The organism is uncultured Streptococcus sp., assembly GCF_902463925.1.
Taxonomy (GTDB): domain Bacteria; phylum Bacillota; class Bacilli; order Lactobacillales; family Streptococcaceae; genus Streptococcus.
On record NZ_CABQHE010000002.1, the window covers coordinates 11,293 to 31,977 of the forward strand.

Genomic DNA, 20,685 nt, shown 5'->3' on the forward strand with positions numbered 1-20,685 from the left:
TTCTGTTATTCCACTATGGCTTATTTGTCCTTTTCTATTCAAAGGTTCTTAGTCAGAAAATTTGGTAGAAAAGTGTGTTGCCCTGATTTTCTTATTATTGCCACTAGTTGCTATTCTTTTTCTAGTTGGCGGTATCGTGTGTCTTAAAGGCCAGGGTAAACTTATAGAGATTAATGATAAGACCTTCACCTATTATTCAGGAATATTTGGACGTAAAACTCTTGAAATTCCACTTTCTGAGATTGCTTTTGTCATGAAAGATAGGTCGACACCAATGGAGGATATTGAACATTCTTCGACAATTAGGTGTTTTTTTAAACGAGTTCAGCATTACTTTGACTACGATGCTAGTGTTGATGATCGTACGAGGTATCGTGTTTTGGTTACCCTGTTAAAGGACGGTAATCTTGCTGTCAAATATGTTAAAAAACTTGGTTCTCAATCTCGGAAAAAGAGAAAATACGTTTCTGACACCTGTATGATACAACTTACTATTTCTTGTGGTGAATTTTTCCCCGACCAAGAGATGAATGATTACATAAATGAAAGGAAAAAGAATGATAGATAGAAAAGAAAATAACCAATTCCATTTGGTTTCTAAATATGAACCTTCTGGGGACCAACCTCAGGCCATCGAAGCTTTGGTGGACAATATTGAAGGTGGTGAGAAGGCTCAAATCCTAAAGGGGGCGACTGGGACAGGTAAGACCTATACCATGAGTCAGGTCATCCAACGCGTGAATAAACCGACCTTGGTTATCGCCCACAATAAAACTTTGGCAGGTCAGCTTTACGGAGAGTTCAAGGAGTTCTTCCCAGACAATGCTGTAGAATACTTCGTTTCCTACTATGATTTCTATCAGCCAGAGGCCTATGTACCGTCATCAGATACCTATATCGAAAAAGATAGCTCTGTAAACGATGAAATTGATAAGCTCCGTCACTCAGCGACATCGGCCCTCCTTGAGCGTAATGATGTTATCGTTGTGGCTTCCGTTTCTTGTATTTACGGTTTGGGTTCGCCGAAAGAATATGCCGATTCAGCGGTTAGTCTTCGTCCAGGCCAAGAGATTTCTCGAGACAAGTTGCTCAATGACCTAGTTGATATTCAATTTGAGCGAAACGATATTGATTTCCAACGTGGAAAATTCCGTGTACGTGGCGATGTGGTTGAAATTTTTCCTGCTAGCCGTGATGAGCACGCCTTTCGTGTGGAATTTTTCGGTGATGAGATTGATCGCATCTGTGAGATTGAAAGCTTGACAGGACGCAATCTCGGCGAGGTTGAGCACCTTGTTCTTTTCCCGGCGACTCACTTTATGACCAATGAAGAGCATATGGAAGAAGCCATCAAGAATATTATGGAAGAGATGGAAGCTCAGGTTAAGCAATTTGAAGCTGAGGGTAAGCTCATCGAGGCTCAACGTATCCGCCAAAGGACAGAATACGATGTTGAAATGCTTCGTGAGATGGGTTACACCAATGGTGTTGAAAACTACTCACGCCACATGGATGGTCGTAAAGAAGGCGAGCCACCTTTCACCTTGCTTGATTTCTTCCCAGAAGATTTCCTTATCATGATTGATGAAAGCCACATGACCATGGGTCAGATTAAGGGAATGTATAACGGCGACCAGGCCCGTAAGAAGATGTTGGTTGATTACGGTTTCCGTTTGCCATCAGCGCTTGATAACCGTCCACTTCGACGTGAAGAATTTGAGAGTCATGTTCATCAGATTGTCTATGTGTCTGCCACTCCAGGTGACTATGAGATGGAGCAGACTGAGACTGTTGTTGAGCAAATCATCCGTCCTACAGGGCTCCTTGATCCAGAAGTCGAAGTGCGTCCAACTATGGGACAAATGGATGACCTCCTTGGTGAAATCAATGCCCGAACTGAAAAAGGCGAGCGTGTCTTTGTAACGACTTTGACTAAGAAGATGGCTGAAGACTTGACTGACTATCTCAAGGAAATGGGTGTCAAGGTCAAATACATGCACTCTGACATTAAGACTTTGGAGCGTACTGAGATTATCCGTGACCTACGTTTGGGTGTCTTTGATGTTCTTATTGGGATTAACCTTCTTCGTGAGGGGATTGATGTTCCTGAGGTTAGTCTAGTTGCAATTTTGGATGCTGATAAGGAAGGTTTTCTTCGTAATGAACGTGGGCTTATCCAAACGATTGGACGTGCTGCCCGAAATAGCGAAGGGCATGTTATCATGTACGCGGATAAGATTACGGAGTCTATGCAAAAAGCCATGGATGAAACAGCTCGTCGTCGTGAAATCCAGATGGCCTATAATAAGGAACATGGCATTGTTCCACAAACGATTAAGAAAGAAATTCGTGACCTTATTTCGATTACCAAGGCTAATGAAGCAGAAGTGGCAGAGGATACTGTGGACTACAGTGCCATGAACAAGAAAGAACGCCAAGAAGCCATCAAGAAACTTCAAAAACAAATGCACGAAGCAGCAGAACTACTTGACTTTGAATTGGCAGCTCAAATCCGTGATATGGTGCTAGAACTGAAGAGTATGGATTAGAAACACTGGACGTTAGGTTGATGCTTTAGCAAAATGAACTTGCAAAAAAGGAGGCAACATTGAATTCAAGTTGGTTTAAGACAATCTGTCTTTTTATGCCAGGTTTGGTTATTTCTTTTCTGATTTATGTTTATTTCCCCACCTTATTTCGAAGTGGTATACTGTTTCCGTTTGAGTCTAACTTTCTTATCTGGTTCGTCTCACTTCTTGCCCATAAGGATCAGATTGCCTAGAAGCATCAGAGAAAAATTGCAGCTTTTATTGGTTTAAATTTTAATCTTATTGTATTTCTGTTGCATGCTATGGTAGGTATATGTGATATGAATGAAGATAATCCGAAAATTATTTTTGATCCCTTGTGGATGATAAAAAGATAACTTGTTTGGATACCAATATCTGGTTATATATTGTTTATGGTTTTATTTGATTACTTACTAGAAAGGAACTATATGTCACGTTCACAAGCTACTATTCTGACCAACATGTGTCTCATCGAAGATGGTCATGGAAATATTGTCATGCAAATTCGCGATCCCAAGCGTTATTCTTGGTCGGGTGCTGCCCTACCTGGTGGTCATATTGAAGCACACGAGGGGCTAGTGGAGTCAGTTATTCGTGAGGTTAAGGAAGAAACTGGATTGACCATTAAAAATCCTAAGTTGGTTGGTATGAAGCATTGGTACACGACAGATGACGAGCGTTATCTCGTTTTCCTCTATAGAACTTCAGACTTTGAAGGTGACATTCACTCGACAGAGGAGGGAGAAGTGCGTTGGGTTGCCAGGGAGGATGTTCCTAAGATGGAGCTGGCCTATGACATGCTCAACCTCTTGCGCGTGTTTGAAGAGGATCAACTCTCTGAACTTTTCTATCGTGAGCGTCTTGAAAATGACTTTATCCGAGAATTTTGGTAATAATATGAACTATTTATTCAAATGAATGAATAGTTTTTTTATTGTTAAGATCGGGTAGAAGAGCTTTAAATAAGTAATCTTTAGATTCTACAATGATGATGAAGTTAATAAAAATGAAAAATATAATCAATAAAAGTTCATTTTTTCATTGACAAATGCATAATAATGCATTATTATGCTTACATAAGTTAATAAATATAGAAAAGAGATTGATTATGAAAACATGGAAAAAACTTTTGTTGGGATTTGCAGGGATCTTTGCTTTGACGACTTTAGCAGCTTGTTCTTCATCGACTAATACATTGGATAAAGTAAAAGATAAGGGGACTTTGACTGTCGCTCTTAATCCCTATTTTGCTCCTTTTGAATTTAAAACCATCCAAGATGGTAAGGATACTATTGCTGGAGCAGACATCGAAATTGCCAAGGCTATTGGCGATGAACTAGGTGTGAAAGTCAAATTCTCTGAGATGTCTTTTGATAATGTCTTAGCCAGCGTTCAATCTGGTAAAGCTGATATTGCCATTTCTGGTATCTCAGCCACTAAAGAGCGTCAGAAAATTTTCGACTTCTCAGATACTTACTATGAGTCTGAAACGGTTCTTGTTGTCAAAAAAGATGCGACAGGAACTTACAAACAAACCGGTGATTTTGCTAAAAAATCTGTAGCCGTTCAAAAAGGTTCTATTCAAGAAAGCATTGCCAAATCCAACTTGTCAGATGCTAATGTGGTATCCTTGGCACAACCTGGTGAAGCTATCAATGAATTGAAATCTGGTCAAGTTGAAGGAGTGGTTCTTGAAAAAGCCATTGCACAAGGTTATATAGAGCAAAACAATAACCTATCTGTGTCAGACATTGCCCTCAAGTCAGATTCAAAAGACGCCTATGCCGTTGCAATGCCTAAAGGAAGCGATAAGCTAAAAGCAAAGGTTAATAAGGTTATCGCTAAACTCAAAAAAGAAGGTAAGATTGACAGCTATGTTCAAGATGCCTATGCTCTGTCACTTAAGAGTTCTACTAAATAAGGAGTTATTATATGAAGAAATTTTGGTTTATCCTTACAGCTCTAGTCGCCACGTGCTTTCTAGTTGCTTGTAGCGGAAGTCAGGGAGTGAGTCCCAAAACAATTAAGGAAAAGAAGAAAATTGTCGTGGCAACAGAATCTGAATTTGCACCATTTGAGTTCAAATCGTTGGTTAACGGCAAAGATACGCTAGTTGGAGCAGACATCGAGTTGGCCAAAGCTATCGGGAAAAAACTTGGTGTGGAAGTTGAATTTTCCGTGATGTCTTTTGATAATGTTCTTGCTAACGTGCAAAGTGGTAAAGCCGATATCGCCATTGCAGGGATTTCGGTGACAGACGAGCGTAAAAAGGTTTATGATTTTTCAGACAGCTACTATACGTCCGAAAATGTAGTGATTGTCAAAAAAGACAAGGTGAATGACTACACAAGCACTGATAGTCTCGCAAAACAAACGGTCGGTACGCAAAAAGGGTCTGTTCAAGAAACAGTTGCTAAGAAACAAATCTCTAAGGCAAGTGTGGTATCACTGGCTTCAAATGGCGAGATGATTAATGAACTCAAGTCAGGACAGCTTCAAGCAGTTGTACTTGAGAAGGCCATTGCAGAAGGTTATATCGCTCAAAATGATGATTTAACCCTTGCCAACTTTAACCTCAAGTCAGATGGTTCAGATGCTTATGCCGTCGCAACACGTAAGGGTTCGGATGACTTGCTTAAAGAAATCAATGCTGTCATCAAAGAGACTAAAGACTCTGGAAAATTTGACCAATGGTTAAAAGAAGCATCAACCTACAAACAAAGTAAGTAAATTTAAGACTTCCGAGCACCTGAAACGAGTCAATTTCAGGTGCTTTCATCAACGGCGAAAAGTCTCATTGGTGTTTGCTTTACTCACTTAAGGGGAGTCTCCGAAAATTCTTCAATCTAAAATGGGGTATTGCCCCATTTTAGATTGAATTCTCTGCTAAAAACAGTTATTATCAAAGTAGGTAAGTCTGTCAAAATAGACAAATGACATCGTATAGAGTGCTTAAGAAAAGCAAGGAGAAACTATGAAGCTACCACGTTTTGGTGTTGAAGAATGGCTGAATGTCCATGAAAAATCTGCCATATATGATATTGCAGGAGTTTCAATTAAGGCCCTCACAATTGAAGAATTATTTGACCTGTCAGGCCTTGATAAGGACGCCTTTTTTGCCCAACTATTAAAGAAAAAGATGGATTACGGCTGGATTGAGGGGTCGCCAGAGTTCAAGACTCAAGTGGCTAGCTTATACAAGAACGTGCCAGTTGATAATATCCTCCAAACCAATGGGGCAACGGGAGCGACGATGCTAGCCCTTTACGCTCTTATTGAGCCTGAAGACCATGTCATCTCCATGTATCCAACCTATCAGCAGCTCTATGACATTCCTAAGTCACTAGGAGCAGACGTGGATCTCTGGGAGGTTGAGGAGGACAATAACTGGTTGCCTGATTTGGACCAACTCCGTCGTCTCATTCGTCCTAATACCAAGATGATCTGTATTAACAATGCCAACAATCCTACTGGTGCCCTTATGGACGCTGCTTACCTTGAAGAGCTAGTGGCTATCGCTAAAGAAGTAGACGCCTATATCTTCTCAGATGAGGTTTATCGCAGTTTTGACCAGCCTGCGCCTTCTATTGTGGATTTGTATGAAAAGGGCATTGCTGTCAATAGTCTTTCAAAGACCTATTCGATTCCTGGTATTCGTGTGGGTTGGGTTGCTTCTAACACAGAGGTAGCGGGCATTCTGCGTGACTACCGCGACTACACGATGATTTGTGCTGGAGTCTTTGATGATATGGTGGCTGCCCTTGTCTTGGAAAATAAAGAAGCTATCCTAGAACGTAATCGTCAGATTGTAGAGGAAAATCTAGCTATTATGGATGCCTGGATTGCCAAAGAACCTAAAGCCTCATGGATTAGACCTGCTAGTGTTTCCACATCTTTCGTCAAATTAGATGTGAATCGTCCTATCGAAGATTTTGCTTTAGAGCTTCTTCAGGACTATGGTGTTCTTGTGGTTCCGGGTAACCGTTTTGACAAGGAGTCCCATGTCCGCATCGGTTATTGCTGTGACAAGGAAGTCCTTCAAAAAGGCTTAGGAAAATTGTCGCAATTTCTTAATAAATGTTGACAATACTACTAATTTTAAGTAAAATAAACGAGCAAAAATTATATTTATACAGGAGTTTCTTATGAAAAAACTATTCCTTGGAGCCATGGCTCTCCTTGCTGCTGTTACCTTGGTAGCATGTGGGTCAAAAAAAGACGCTTACGAATCTATTAAAGAAAATAAAAAACTTGTCGTGGCTGTCAGTCCAGACTATGCACCATTTGAGTTCAAAACTTTGGTCGATGGTAAAGACCAAGTTGTCGGTTCAGACATCAAGTTGGCACAAGCTATTGCTGATGAACTTGGGGTTAAACTTGAAGTAACAACTATGAGCTTTGATAATGTCCTTTCTAGCCTTCAAGCTGGTAAGGCTGACATTGCTATCTCTGGTATCTCAGTCACTGATGAACGTAAGAAAACCTTCGATTTCTCAGATCCTTACTACGAAACACAAAATGCGATCATCGTTCGTAAAGATCAAGAATCTACCTACTCAAGCCTAGATGCTTTCAAAGGTAAAAAAGTAGCTGTTCAAAAAGGTACTATCGAAGAAGGCCTTGCTAAGAAACAGTTGAAAGACTCAACGGTCGTATCACTTACAGCAATGGGTGAAGCTATTAACGAAGTTAAGTCTGGCCAAGTTGATGCTGTTGACCTTGAAAAACCAGTAGCAGAAGGTTACGTGGCACAAAATCCAGATTTGGCATTGGCAAGTGTTGCCCTCAAAGTTAACGATGGTGATGCTAAAGCAGTCGCTATGGCTAAAGGTAATGACAAATTGAAAGAAGCAGTAAACAAGGTTATCAAGAAATTGAAAGACAATGGTACTTACGACGAGTACATCAAGGATGCTTCTAAATACACAGCAGTTGAATAAAAAAATGACTAGAGGATGATTCCTCTAGTTTTTTGTATAGCAAATCATCTGATGAATCTTTATGAAACATAGAAAATAGGGATGATGTCAAAAATTCTCAAACTTAAAAGATATTTCTTGACAGAAAAAGATCAGTCTTGTATACTTGAATAGAACGTGTAAAATGTTACATTATCTTGAGGAGGTGAATTCAATGTCAAAAACAGTAGTACGTAAAAACGAATCACTTGACGACGCTCTTCGTCGTTTTAAACGTTCTGTGACTAAAGCTGGTACTCTTCAAGAGGCTCGTAAACGTGAACATTACGAAAAACCTTCTGTAAAACGTAAACGTAAATCAGAGGCAGCTCGCAAACGTAAAAAATTCTAATTAAGAATGAAATTAACAGAAAAAAACTTGAGCCTTCTCAAGTTTTTTTCTTTTCATCGAATAAATAAGTCAGTTAGTAGTTATGAGATACAAAAAAATAAGACGTCTGAGAGTTCGGACGTCTTAAGTTTCATATGCTTTTAGGTGAACAAATAAAGATTATTTGTTTGCAAGAAGATCGCGGATTTCAGCAAGCAATTCTTCTTGTGATGGAGCTGCTGCTTCTTCAGTAGCTTCTTCTTCTTTTTTACCAAGAGCTGTAGCGTGGTTAGCAGCTTTAACAACGAAGAAGAGAGTAGTACCAACGATGATAAAGTTGATAACTGCGCTCAAGAAGCTACCGTATGCGATACCGTTCCATGACAATTTAGAGAGGTTTTCAACGTTAGCAGCCTTAACAACTGGGTTAAGGATAAGTGGTGTGATGATATCACTTACAAGTGAAGTGATAATAGCGTTGAAAGCAGCCCCCATAACAACGGCTACAGCAAGGTCAAGGACGTTACCCTTGAACAAAAAGTCTTTAAGTTCTTTAATCATTTTGACAATGAATCCTTTCATTTATTCACTTTTAATAGTCTATCTGATTTTGTAAATCTTGACAAGAGTTTTGCTCATGAAAAATCAATTTTATTTTACTTTCATTTTTCGTCATGTTATAATTAGAGGTAATGCAATTATGGTAAGATGGGGGGCGATTAGATGGTAATTGATAAAGCTTTAATAGAAGATATTAAGAGCAGTACCAATATCGTCGACGTGATTGGTGAAGTTGTCAGTCTTAATCGTGCTGGCCGCAATTACCTGGGTCTCTGCCCCTTCCATAAGGAGAAAACCCCATCATTTAATGTTATTGAGGACAGACAGTTTTACCATTGTTTTGGTTGCGGAAAGTCTGGAGATGTCTTTAAATTTTTAGAGGAATACCGTCAGGTTTCTTTCCAAGAAAGTGTTAAGGTTCTGGCAGATCGCTTAGGTATTGCAGTTACGCTAGACGCACCCAGACAATCTCAGCAGCAGAATTCTCCTAATCAAGCCTTCTATGATCTTCATGAGGATGCGCTTAAGTTTTATCACGCTGTTCTGATGACGACCAAGATAGGAGAAGCAGCGCGTGCTTACCTCTATGAGCGTGGTATGACTGACGATTTACTTAAGACCTTCCAGATTGGTCTAGCCCCTGACGAACCAGATTATCTCTATCAGTCTGTATCAAAAAAATATGACGAAGAGGTACTGACAGAATCAGGTCTTTTTAATCTTTCTGAAAGTAATCGCCTTTTCGATACTTTTAAAAATCGAATTATGTTTCCGCTTAAGAATGAGTTTGGAAAGACCATCGGTTTTTCAGGGCGTGTTTGGACTAAGGAAGATATTGAAAAAGGACAGGCCAAGTACAAGAATACTAGGGCTACCCGTATTTTCAATAAGTCCTATGAACTCTACCACCTCGATCAGGCTAAGTCAGTCATTCAGAAGACTCATGAGGTCTATCTGATGGAGGGGTTCATGGATGTCATTGCTGCCTATAGGGCTGGGCATGTTAATGCTGTGGCTTCCATGGGGACGGCGTTGACCCCTGAGCATGTCAATCGTCTTCGTAAGTTAACCAAGAAAATTGTTCTGACCTATGATGGTGATAAGGCTGGGCAAAATGCGATTGCCAAGTCTCTTGAGCTTTTATCGGATTTTCAAGTGGATATTGTTAAAATTCCAGATAATATGGACCCTGATGAATATCTACAGAAAACATCCGAAGAGGCTTTGGGGAAACTTTTGGTCGAGTCCCGTATTTCAGATGTGGAATTTTGGATAGGACAGCTAAAACCTGCTAATGTAGACAATCTTCAAGCAGAGATTGCCTATGTTGAGCAGATTGCTAAGATTATTGCCAAGTCACCTTCTGTGACGGCACAAAATTCCTACATTTCTAAGGTGGCTGACCTTTTACCAGACTTCGATTTTTTCCAAGTCGAGCAAGCGGTCAATAACGAACGGTTGACCATGAGAAATCAGCAGACGGCTCAATTATCGGCTGCTAGTAATAGTGCTTATGAGTCTTCAGCGTCAGGATTCAGAGGGACGGTCAAACTACCTTCTACACCTAAGATTACAGGTCTTCGTCGGGCGGAAAATCAACTCTTCCATCGTATGCTTAATCATCCTATGATTTTGAATGACTATCGCATGAGAGAGGAGTTTTTCTTCCAAACACCTGAGTTAGAGGAGCTTTATCATATTCTGAAGCAGGATGGACAGATTGATACCGTAGCTCTGTCTCTACTTTCTCAAGAGGTGCAAACAGCCTATTATCAGGTTTTAGAGGAGATTTTACCACCTGAAACTAGTCTTGAAGAAGTTCAGGCTATCGAAGAGCGTAGAAATCATTTTTTGAGGGAACAGGACTTTCGTAAGCAAAGTAAACAAATAAGAGAATCAAGTAACCACGGTGATGTGGATGCAGCGGTGGAAGCCCTGCAAATGCTCATCGCCCAAAAACGAGATATGGAGTAACACATGACAAAGAAAAAACAAAATACAGCATTTAACGTTCAAGTCGCTGATTTCATTCGTAACCACAAAAAGGCTGGTACAGCAATTGATGATGAAGTCACAGAAAAACTAGTTATCCCATTTGTTCTTGACGCTGATGGGATTGATGACCTTTTGGAACGTTTGACAGATGGCGGTATTTCTATCACTGATAAGGACGGAAATCCTTCATCTAAATATGTTGTTGAAGCCCCAAAACCAGAAGAGTTGACAGACGAGGAGCTTCTTGGTTCAAACTCAGCTAAGGTCAATGACCCTGTTCGTATGTATCTCAAAGAGATTGGGGTAGTTCCTCTCTTGAGTAATGAAGAGGAAAAAGAATTGGCTATCGCTGTTGAAAATGGTGACTTGGAAGCTAAACAACGTTTGGCAGAAGCCAACCTTCGTTTGGTAGTCTCAATCGCTAAACGTTATGTTGGACGTGGTATGCAGTTCTTGGACTTGATTCAAGAAGGTAATATGGGGCTTATGAAAGCCGTTGATAAATTTGACTACTCTAAAGGTTTCAAATTCTCAACTTATGCGACATGGTGGATCCGTCAAGCAATCACACGTGCCATCGCAGACCAAGCACGTACCATCCGTATCCCAGTTCACATGGTTGAAACTATTAATAAATTGGTACGTGAGCAACGTAACCTCTTGCAAGAGTTGGGACAAGACCCAACGCCTGAGCAAATCGCTGAACGTATGGATATGACTCCAGATAAGGTTCGTGAAATCCTTAAGATTGCTCAAGAGCCAGTTTCTCTTGAAACACCTATCGGTGAAGAGGATGACAGCCATTTAGGTGACTTTATCGAGGATGAAGTTATCGAAAATCCAGTAGATTACACAACTCGTGTCGTTCTTCGTGAACAATTGGATGAAGTGCTTGATACCCTTACAGACCGTGAAGAAAACGTTCTTCGTCTTCGTTTTGGTCTTGATGATGGCAAGATGCGTACCTTGGAAGATGTTGGTAAAGTCTTCAACGTTACGCGTGAACGTATTCGTCAGATTGAAGCTAAGGCCCTTCGTAAATTACGCCACCCAAGCCGCAGCAAACAACTTAAAGACTTTATTGAAGACTAAGATAGTAAATGGAAGGGGCCTGATTATTAGGCCCTGATTTTGGAGGAAAAGCTATGTCTGAAGTAAAATACACTGAAGCAGAAATTGAAAAAATCAAGGACCGTATCTTGGAAGCTTTAGAAATGGTTATTGACCCTGAGTTGGGGATTGATATTGTCAACCTTGGCCTTATTTACGATATCCGTTTCCAGCAAGATGGCTATACTGAAATCGATATGACCTTGACGACTATGGGATGCCCACTGGCAGATCTTTTGACAGACCAAATTTATGACGCTATGAAAGAAGTTCCTGAGGTAACCAAGACTGAGGTTAAATTGGTCTGGACACCAGCATGGAATATTGAAAAAATGAGTCGCTATGCCCGTATCGCCCTAGGTATTCGTTAGGAGAAGGCTTATGAAAACACTGGCTATCGTTGTTCCTTGTTATAACGAGGAAGAGACCATCCATCCTTTTTTAGAGGCTTGTCAGGCAGTTGAGCGACAAATAGCCAATCAGTTGGCTTTCAACTATTACTTTGTCAATGACGGTTCAAAAGATCGTACCTTAGAAGTTTTAAGACAGGTTTCAAAACAGTTTGAGAATGTTCATTATCTCTCTTTCTCTCGTAATTTTGGGAAGGAAGCCGGCTTACTTGCAGGACTTGAAGCAGCCCAAGGTGACTACGTCACAGTTATGGATGCTGATCTTCAAGATCCTCCTGAACTGCTCATCGAGATGTATGCCAAAATCCAAGAAGGTTACGACGTTGTCGGGACACGACGTGCAGACCGCAAGGGTGAGCCAACTATTCGTTCACTTTTTGCCAAGGCCTTCTATTGGTTGATTAATAAAGTTTCTGATACTGAAATGGTGGATGGGACACGTGATTTCCGCCTGATGACTCGTCAAGTCGTTGATGCCATCCTTGAGCTCAAGGAAGTCAATCGTTTTTCAAAAGGGCTCTTTTCTTGGGTCGGATTTGACGTGGCCTATGTCTCTTATGAAAATCGTGAACGTGTGGCGGGAGAGACTTCGTGGTCTTTCTGGAGCCTATTGAGTTACTCACTTGATGGCTTTATCAACTTTTCCGAAGTGCCTTTGAAACTTGCTACTTGGGCAGGGATCATCTCATTCTTAATCTCTTTAGTTGGAATTGCCTTTGTCGTTATCCGAAAACTAACTATAGGTGGGAGTGTTGCAGGCTGGGCAAGTCTTGTCTCAATTATCCTCTTTATCGGAGGAATCCAACTCTTAGCCTTGGGAATCATCGGGAACTACATCTCAAAGATTTTCCTAGAAACCAAGAAACGACCAGTGTATATTGTTAAGGAAAAAGGGTGAAGGAATGAGTGCAAAAAAGAAAATAATTAATGCCTTTATGTTAATTGTTCTTTTGTTTGGGTTAATATCATTGTTTGCCTCTTATCCTCTTTCAAATGGAGATGAAGGCTTCCATATGGCAAAGAGTTATTCTATGTTTTCTGCGAGATATCCTAAGGAGACCTCGGAAAAAAGATTAAGAGAGATTGAGCTTACTGCCATTAGTCAACCTAAACAAATTTCTATAAGAAAATTTTACGGTGAAAAGATTGAAAGTGTTGCAAATGATGGAATTAAATTTAATGTTTTAACCGACCAAAATCTAACATCAAAAATAGATGTTGGGCATCTTGTACCTGCAATTGGTCTACTCCTAGGAAGGTTGATTTACCCAAGCTACGGTGTAATGTTATTATCTGCTAGATTATTTAATTTAATCTTCTTTTTGGGAGGAATGTATCTAATTTTTAGAAGGGCCAAGTTTGATCATCTGATTTTCTTGATGATATTTACTGTTCCTTTTATGCAGAAAATAGCTAGTCCATCATATGATATCTTTGCATTTCTTGCTGTAGCAGCCTTTGGGACAAATTTCTTATATTTGAGTCAGTTAAAAAAAGTATCAGATGTAAGGAAAGAAGATGTTGTTTATACATTGATGACTATAGCATTAATTCTGTTAACAAAACTTAACTATATTTTTGCTTTACCAGTATTATTGGGAATTCCAATAGTATATAATCCTATATTATCAGTACTTAAACGTTTTCCGAGAATAATAAGAGTATCATTAGCAATTGTAACTAGTTTATTATTCTTAACAGTTGTTTTATTTGTCCACAGAGTCTTTAATATTCCAGATTTGATAAAGGTATTTTTCAATAATTACTTAAATGTTGCAACTATGGGGGGGAGAGGTGCAACACTATTCTCTGTGGTTCAGGATAATCTTCCGGAGATAGTGAATATCTGTTGGATTGTTTGTTTAGTATTAGTAATGATGTCAACTCAACAGAGTGGATATAGGTTATCTACAGCTCTAGTTGGTTTAATAGTTTATCTATTAAATTGGTTTGGTATATTTTTAGGATTTTACAATTTACATCCAAATCATATAACTTTTGATGATTTGACGGGAAGATACTTACATGCATATATTATTTTCCTTATCCCACTGATGTCATGGTTAGGAATGAAAATGAATTTTAGAATTTCCCCAAATGCTAAGTATTATATTGCTATTTTTTCAACAACCGGTGTCTTAGCTTTATATATAATAGCAATTGTATATAGAGGGTTTATTTTAGGTATCACTCCTGCGTGGAAAAACTGAGAGATAAAGCAGATTTTTTCTGCTTTTTTTGTTAAAATTAAACTAACATTATTGGAAATATAAGGAGAAAAATATGATTCTAGTAACAGGTGCAAATGGCCAACTTGGAACTGAGCTTCGTCACCTTCTTGACGAGCGTAACGAAGAGTATGTAGCAGTAGATGTAGCAGAAATGGACATCACAGATGCTGAAAAAGTAGATGAAGTGTTTGCGGAAGTAAAACCAACCTTGGTATATCACTGTGCTGCCTACACAGCTGTTGATGCTGCTGAAGATGAAGGTAAAGAACTTGACTATGCTATCAATGTGACTGGTACTGAAAATGTCGCTAAGGCTGCTGAAAAACACGGTGCAACGCTGGTTTATATTTCAACGGACTACGTTTTTGATGGTGAAAAACCAGTCGGTCAAGAGTGGGAAGTTGATGATAAGCCAGATCCACAGACAGAGTATGGACGTACAAAACGCATGGGTGAAGAGTTAGTCGAAAGACATGTGACTAACTACTACATTATCCGTACAGCTTGGGTGTTCGGTAACTATGGTAAGAACTTTGTCTTCACTATGCAAAATCTTGCTAAGACTCACAAGACACTCACAGTTGTTAATGATCAACATGGACGCCCAACTTGGACACGTACTTTGGCAGAGTTTATGACATATTTGGCTGAAAACCGTAAGGAATATGGTTACTATCACTTGTCAAATGATGCAGCAGAAGATACAACTTGGTATGACTTTGCGGTCGAAATTCTCAAAGATACTGATGTTGAAGTGAAACCTGTTGATTCAAGCCAATTCCCAGCTAAAGCTAAACGCCCACTTAACTCAACAATGAGTTTGGCTAAGGCTAAGGCTACAGGATTTGTCATTCCAACATGGCAAGATGCTTTGAAAGAGTTTTACAAACAAGAAGTGAAATAATTAAAATGGGAAGATGGTGTGAAGCCATCTTTTCATTTGGTGATACGATTAGGAGAGTTATCGAAGAGCTAAAATAAATATAGTTATACTTAAATGTATTGCAATAGTAGAAGAATAAATTTTAATTTTTTATAAAAGAATTTTATTGTCAATTCGCTTACACACTTTTTTATAACTTTGTATACCGGTCTCAAATTAATTATAGTTTTACATTCAATAAATTTACGAGATATGAATATAAATAGCTTAAAAATTAATAACATGGTATAATGTATGGAAAAGTCAAAACATCTAACTTGATAGTTTGAACTAGTGAAAAGGAGTTTTTGAAAGAGTTATGTCAATTTATATTATGACTCATAAAAAATTTGAACCATTTACAAATAGTACTGATTATAAAACCATGCTTGTTGGAGCCGATTTCAATAAGGCTGACAGAACATATATTAAAGATAACAGCTTTATTGGAAATATTTCAAATAAAAATGCTTCATTTTGTGAATTAACTGGAGCGTATTGGATGTGGAAACAGTCTAATGAAGAAATTCTTGGTTTAGTTCATTATCGAAGATATTTTGTTAATTCTAACGGTGATCCAGTTAGCTTAGCGGAAGTTGAAAATATGTTATCAAACTTTGATATAATTCTTCCTGAGAAAGTAACAACAACCTTTCTTGGTCTCCCTTGTTCTTTGAAAAAGCATTTTAAAAATGGACATGGAAAAGAAGGACTGGAAGCCTGGGAAGCATGTAAGAAAGTAATATTAAACAACAATCCAGATTTTGCAGATTCATTTGATAAAGTGGAAAACTCATCAGAGGGTTATTTTTACAATATGTGTATCATGAGGAAAGATAGGTTTGATAGCTATCATAAATGGTTATTTGATACACTATTTGAAGTTGAAAAAATGATCGATGTTACAAAGTATAGTAAGTATAACCAAAGAATGTTTGGTTTCTTATCAGAGCGTCTAATGAATGTTTGGGTTACTTATCATAAACTAAATGTTAAAGAGTTGCCGATCAATTTCTCAGAACCGATTTCGTATTTTAAAAATTTAAAATTATTTTTGGATAGGAAGTTTTCGAGATGACTAAAAATAGCCAAGGTAGGAACTCGGTTAAAATGAATATCATAATGAATTTTATTTTAACAATTTCTAGTTTTATTTTTCCTTTGATAACATTCCCATACGTTTCTCGTATTTTACTTCCAGTAGGAACAGGAAAAGTTGCTTTTGCGACCTCAGTCGTATCTTATTTTACTATGTTTGGGATGCTTGGAATTCCAACCTATGGTATCCGAGCTACTGCAAAAGTAAGACATGATAAGAATAAGTTATCTAAACTCGTTCAGGAAATTATGACTATTAACGGAATTGCTATGCTGATTTCGTTATTTTTCTATATATTAGCAATATTATTTATTCCCAAATTGGTAGCTAATAGAATACTATTCATAATAAACATCTCAGTCCTATTGTTAAATTTTATTGGTTGTGATTGGCTATACAAGGGATTGGAGCAATATCAGTTTATAACAATTCGATCTGTAATAATGAAGTTTGTGGCTGTTATATTGATGTTTGTTTTTGTTAATTCAACTAGCGATTTTCCTGCTTATGGGGCAATTACTATATTAGCAAGTTTAGGATCCTACTTTTTCAATTTTATTAATTTAAGAAATATTGTTGAATTAAAATTTGATAAAAAACTTAATCTAAAACAACATTTTAGACCAATTCTTACCTTTTTTGTCATGACTGTTGCGACTACAATCTATACAAGTCTAGATTCTGTAATGTTAGGATTTATGAAAGGTGATGAGGCTGTTGGTTACTATAATGCGGCAATAAATATAAAAAATATCTTAGTGAGTTTGGTAACATCAGTTGGAGCAGTTCTTTTACCAAGATTGTCAGTTTTTATAAAGGAAAAACGAGAAACAGAATTTAGAGATCTCACTTCAAAAGCATTATATTTTGTCGTTTTTATAAGTATTCCGTTATCTGTTTATTTCTTTATTTATGCGAAACAAGGAATTTATTTTTTATCTGGATCTGCTTTTGATAATTCAGTCATTCCAATGCAAATTGTCATGCCAACCTTACTATTAATTGGATTGTCAAATTTGTTTGGGATTCAAATATTAGTTCCTATGGATAGAGAATTGGTAGTTGTTCATTCAGTGTCATTAGGAGCGGTTACTAATTTAGTTTTAAATTCTATCTTAATACCAATTTATGGAGTTTCTGGAGCGGCATTAGGGACGCTAATTGCTGAATTTCTTGTTACAATTTACCAAGCTTTTTATTTAAGAGATTTTTTGAGCAAGATAATTTATCCAGTAGATTATATGAAAATATTATTATCTGCAATAATCGCTGGAGGAGTAAGTTCATTAATATCTTTTCTTATATCAATTAACAATAATTTTTTTGAATTAGTTATTTCATTTATTGTGTTTGGTTTAATGTATTTTATTACGTTAATTGTATTCAGAGAGAAAACGTTTTTATCTATTATTGAAAGTTTTAAGAGGAATTAAGAATGTCGAAGTTTGACTATTTAGTTGTTGGTTCAGGTTTGTTTGGCGCAATATTTGCATGTGAGGCTGCGAATAAGGGAAAACGAGTTAAAGTTATAGAAAAGCGAAATCATATAGCTGGTAATGTTTATACGAAAGAACAAGAAGGTATACAGGTTCACGAATACGGTGCTCATATCTTTCATACGTCAGATAAGAAAATTTGGGATTATGTAAATCAGTTTGCTGATTTTAATCGTTATACAAATTCTCCGATTGCTAATTTTAAAGGAGAAATCTATAATCTTCCGTTTAATATGAATACTTTTAATAAGCTTTGGGGGGTAATAACACCTGATGAAGCTGAAGCGAAGATTAATGAGCAATGTTCTGTATTAAAAGGAAAAGTTCCGGAGAATCTTGAAGAACAGGCTATTTCATTAGTTGGTACAGATATATATGAAAAGCTTATAAAACATTATACTGAAAAACAATGGGGGAAAAAATGTACGGAGTTACCAGCTTTTATCATAAGGCGTCTCCCAGTACGTTTTACTTATGATAATAATTATTTTAATGATGTATATCAGGGTATCCCCATTGGAGGATATACGCAGATTATTGAGAAAATGTTAAATCATCCGAATATTGTTGTGGAATTGAATACAGACTTTTTTGAAAGAAAAGAAAGTTATTTAAGAGAATTTCCAAAGATTGTTTTTACTGGTATGATTGATCAATTCTTTGATTATAAACTTGGTAAACTTGAATACCGTAGTTTACGTTTTGAAACTGAAGTAATTAATGTTTCGAATTATCAAGGAAATGCTGTTGTTAACTATACAGATTCTGTAACTCCTTATACCCGTATTATTGAACATAAACATTTTGAGTTTGGTGATCAGGAAAAAACTATTATTACCAAAGAATATTCAAAAAAATGGGAATCTGGTGACGAACCGTACTACCCAGTAAATGATGAGAAGAATAACCACCTCTATAAGTCTTATAAAAAATTAGCTGAGAAGTATGGTAATATAATTTTTGGTGGTCGCCTTGGACAATATCGATATTATGATATGCACCAGGTAATTGCTGCAGCACTACAATGTGTTGAAAAGGAAATAAATTAATTGAGGGGTATCAATGACGAATCCAGAAGGTTCGATAATTATTCCAGTATATAATGCTCGAGATTCTATAGATAAATGTATAGATTCAATTACTAGCCAAACTTTTTAATATTTTGATGTTGGTGTTATATCGTGCAATTGACGTTTACTTAGATGTTTTTCAACAACGAAATCTTTGTTATTTTTAAGTTTAACTTTCTTGTTTAATAAACTTATTACTACCTACTATATTGGATTATAGAATCACTATTAGAAATTTTAGAAAAGTTTTTCTCTGTCATACCAAAATATTTTAGCAATTTAATTTATATATTGAGAGAAGTATTTCCTTATCCTTAAATGGTTTCCTAATTACTTATGTCTATAATGAAACTAAAATAGACATTGATTTGCTTTTAGTCCAAGGTTATTTTTCAAATGGTATGCAGCGAGATTTTAATATATTGTTTATGCTAGTCTTTGTCCTATCTCTTTTATTTTGTATTGAGAGCTTTGACTACTCAGCTATCAATTTATTGGTCTGAAAAAACATGAGTATTCTACAAGCAAGTACATCTTTTGTTTTTAACTATGACTATCATAGGCGTTAATATGTCTAGGTTATCTAATTGATACAGAAGGTTTTAGGTTTAATCTATAGTTCACTATTAGTAGGGTATAAAGTTCCTTTTGCACCCTCCTTGAGGCAGGTATTCAGAATGTGTTTGTGCTGTTATTGACATCGTTATTACAATATTTAGAAAGCAAACCTATCTTGTCATTGTATACATTTCTATTTTTATTGTAGCCGAATTTATCACAATGCCATTTATAAAGGGGGAGGGTATTATGGGTGCATCATTGTCATTCTTAATTTTAATGATTATCTTTTTTAGTGCTAGCTTGTTAATTTATATTTGGGTAAATAATAAGGATAAAAGAAAGAGAAGTTAATGAACATTTTATTTACGTTAAACAATGCTTTTGTTCCTCAAGTTGCAACTTGTATGTGTTCAATCTTTGAGAATAATAAATCAATGGATGAGATTGATATCTATTTACTAAACACCGATATCTCTGAGTCTAATAAAGCTAAACTAAAAGAATTCACCAAACTTTATGGTCGTTCAGTTCATTTTATTACCCTACCTAATCTGACGAGCCTGATAGATTTTGATTTTGATACAAATGGATGGTCACCAATTGTGTTGGCGCGTCTCTTAGTTGATAAGCTTTTACCAGATGATATCGATAGAATTTTGTATTTAGATGGTGATACCTTGGTATTGGGGAGTCTTGAATCTCTATGGAAATTAGACATGGGTAACCGTTCAATCGGAATGGGACCGGAATCTACTGTTGATGCAGAGCGAAGAGGATTTCTAGGTCTGGACAAACAAATGTATTGTAATGCTGGAGTTCTACTTATTGATTTACAGAGATGGAGAAAGCGTAAACTTGGAGAGAAAGTTCTAGAGTATTATAAAAAACATGATGGAAATCTTTTTGCTAATGATCAAGATGCAATTAATGGATCTTTAAAAGATGATATTTATGTTATTTCTCCAAAATATAATTTCTTCAATATTTACTTCTTTTACCCTTATAAGGTGTTAAAAAAACTTTCTTTTCCTGCGGAGTTCATAAGTAGACAAGAGTTGCGAGAAGCTATTGAAAATCCAATCATTGTCCATTATCTAGGAGAGGAACGCCCTTGGAGAAAGGGAAATACTCATAAACTAAGAAAGTACTATCTTTATTATCTTGAAAAGACACCTTGGTCTAAAACGCCTATGGAAACTGGTTGGGAATTATACTTTATTTGTTTTAGGATTTTTAATATAGTTATGAAACCTTTTCCAATGTTACGTTATAAGATAATTAACTCACTTATACCAACATTCATGAAATATCGAAAAAAACAACTTCAAAAGAATAAGAATTAGTTGTAATGGATAAAGAAAGAAAATAATA

At 37.0% G+C, this 20,685-nt stretch carries 20 protein-coding genes; 19 read left to right on the top strand and 1 reads right to left on the bottom strand.

Annotated elements, in window-relative coordinates; all coding sequences use genetic code 11:
• Positions 1-61: 61 nt before the first annotated feature.
• The 8 genes from RDY04_RS01840 to rpsU all read left to right on the top strand — a co-directional run bounded on the left by RDY04_RS01840 (position 62) and on the right by rpsU (position 7,880).
• Entirely contained in the window at positions 62-568 is a 507-nt protein-coding gene (locus RDY04_RS01840; RefSeq protein ID WP_303951541.1) for a PH domain-containing protein, read from the top strand.
• Positions 558-2,549: an excinuclease ABC subunit UvrB gene (gene uvrB, locus RDY04_RS01845; RefSeq protein ID WP_295495260.1), complete on the top strand. Its 1,992-nt coding sequence runs from the start codon at positions 558-560 to the stop codon at positions 2,547-2,549. The genes RDY04_RS01840 and uvrB overlap by 11 nt, the downstream gene beginning before the upstream one ends.
• 449 nt (positions 2,550-2,998) lie before the next feature.
• The gene (locus RDY04_RS01850; protein WP_117647124.1) at positions 2,999-3,463 is read left to right on the top strand and encodes an 8-oxo-dGTP diphosphatase; all 465 of its coding nucleotides are present in this window, start codon (positions 2,999-3,001) and stop codon (positions 3,461-3,463) included.
• A gap of 215 nt (positions 3,464-3,678) precedes the next feature.
• Entirely contained in the window at positions 3,679-4,491 is an 813-nt protein-coding gene (locus RDY04_RS01855; RefSeq protein WP_303951544.1) for a transporter substrate-binding domain-containing protein, read from the top strand.
• 11 nt (positions 4,492-4,502) lie between these two features.
• Positions 4,503-5,300 (top strand): transporter substrate-binding domain-containing protein, encoded by a 798-nt coding sequence (locus RDY04_RS01860; RefSeq protein WP_303951548.1) that lies wholly within the window; start codon positions 4,503-4,505, stop codon positions 5,298-5,300.
• Between the two features lie 244 nt (positions 5,301-5,544).
• On the top strand, positions 5,545-6,654 hold the full coding sequence (locus RDY04_RS01865; RefSeq protein WP_303951551.1) for an aminotransferase: 1,110 nt from the start codon (positions 5,545-5,547) through the stop codon (positions 6,652-6,654).
• A 61-nt stretch (positions 6,655-6,715) separates the two neighbouring features.
• A complete protein-coding gene (locus tag RDY04_RS01870; RefSeq protein ID WP_003094897.1) occupies positions 6,716-7,510 on the top strand; it encodes an ABC transporter substrate-binding protein in 795 nt (264 codons plus the stop codon).
• A 193-nt stretch (positions 7,511-7,703) separates the two neighbouring features.
• Positions 7,704-7,880 (top strand): 30S ribosomal protein S21, encoded by a 177-nt coding sequence (gene rpsU / locus RDY04_RS01875; RefSeq protein WP_002884573.1) that lies wholly within the window; start codon positions 7,704-7,706, stop codon positions 7,878-7,880.
• A gap of 159 nt (positions 7,881-8,039) precedes the next feature.
• Here rpsU and mscL read toward each other — a convergent pair whose 3' ends face one another.
• Positions 8,040-8,420, bottom strand: a complete 381-nt coding sequence (gene mscL / locus RDY04_RS01880; protein WP_288562335.1) for a large conductance mechanosensitive channel protein MscL — start codon at positions 8,418-8,420, stop codon at positions 8,040-8,042.
• A gap of 162 nt (positions 8,421-8,582) precedes the next feature.
• On the opposite strand from mscL, the gene dnaG reads away from it, so the two are divergent.
• The 11 genes from dnaG (at position 8,583) to RDY04_RS01930 (ending at position 20,657) form a co-directional block, all read left to right on the top strand.
• Entirely contained in the window at positions 8,583-10,394 is a 1,812-nt protein-coding gene (gene dnaG / locus RDY04_RS01885) for a DNA primase (RefSeq protein ID WP_303951565.1), read from the top strand.
• A gap of 3 nt (positions 10,395-10,397) precedes the next feature.
• Positions 10,398-11,507, top strand: coding sequence for an RNA polymerase sigma factor RpoD (rpoD, locus tag RDY04_RS01890; protein ID WP_003093176.1), 1,110 nt, complete (start codon positions 10,398-10,400; stop codon positions 11,505-11,507).
• A gap of 53 nt (positions 11,508-11,560) precedes the next feature.
• A complete protein-coding gene (locus RDY04_RS01895) occupies positions 11,561-11,896 on the top strand; it encodes a metal-sulfur cluster assembly factor (protein ID WP_048788091.1) in 336 nt (111 codons plus the stop codon).
• A gap of 10 nt (positions 11,897-11,906) precedes the next feature.
• The gene (locus RDY04_RS01900) at positions 11,907-12,833 is read left to right on the top strand and encodes a glycosyltransferase family 2 protein (protein ID WP_303951570.1); all 927 of its coding nucleotides are present in this window, start codon (positions 11,907-11,909) and stop codon (positions 12,831-12,833) included.
• Positions 12,834-12,837: 4 nt separating this feature from the next.
• On the top strand, positions 12,838-14,145 hold the full coding sequence (locus RDY04_RS01905; RefSeq protein WP_303951573.1) for a DUF2142 domain-containing protein: 1,308 nt from the start codon (positions 12,838-12,840) through the stop codon (positions 14,143-14,145).
• Between the two features lie 73 nt (positions 14,146-14,218).
• Positions 14,219-15,070 carry a dTDP-4-dehydrorhamnose reductase gene (gene rfbD, locus RDY04_RS01910; protein ID WP_048788094.1) on the top strand — a complete coding sequence of 284 codons (852 nt, stop codon included), beginning with the start codon at positions 14,219-14,221 and terminating at the stop codon, positions 15,068-15,070.
• Between the two features lie 337 nt (positions 15,071-15,407).
• Positions 15,408-16,166 (top strand): DUF4422 domain-containing protein, encoded by a 759-nt coding sequence (locus tag RDY04_RS01915; RefSeq protein ID WP_303266792.1) that lies wholly within the window; start codon positions 15,408-15,410, stop codon positions 16,164-16,166.
• Positions 16,163-17,620 carry a flippase gene (locus RDY04_RS01920; protein WP_303951580.1) on the top strand — a complete coding sequence of 486 codons (1,458 nt, stop codon included), beginning with the start codon at positions 16,163-16,165 and terminating at the stop codon, positions 17,618-17,620. Before RDY04_RS01915 ends, RDY04_RS01920 begins: the two co-directional genes overlap by 4 nt.
• Before the next feature lie 2 nt (positions 17,621-17,622).
• A complete protein-coding gene (gene glf / locus RDY04_RS01925; RefSeq protein ID WP_303266794.1) occupies positions 17,623-18,732 on the top strand; it encodes a UDP-galactopyranose mutase in 1,110 nt (369 codons plus the stop codon).
• A 13-nt stretch (positions 18,733-18,745) separates the two neighbouring features.
• Complete coding sequence (locus RDY04_RS09540; RefSeq protein ID WP_374110359.1) at positions 18,746-18,841, top strand: glycosyltransferase; 96 nt, start codon at positions 18,746-18,748, stop codon at positions 18,839-18,841.
• 823 nt (positions 18,842-19,664) lie between these two features.
• Entirely contained in the window at positions 19,665-20,657 is a 993-nt protein-coding gene (locus RDY04_RS01930) for a glycosyltransferase family 8 protein (protein WP_303951583.1), read from the top strand.
• Positions 20,658-20,685 lie beyond the last annotated feature (28 nt).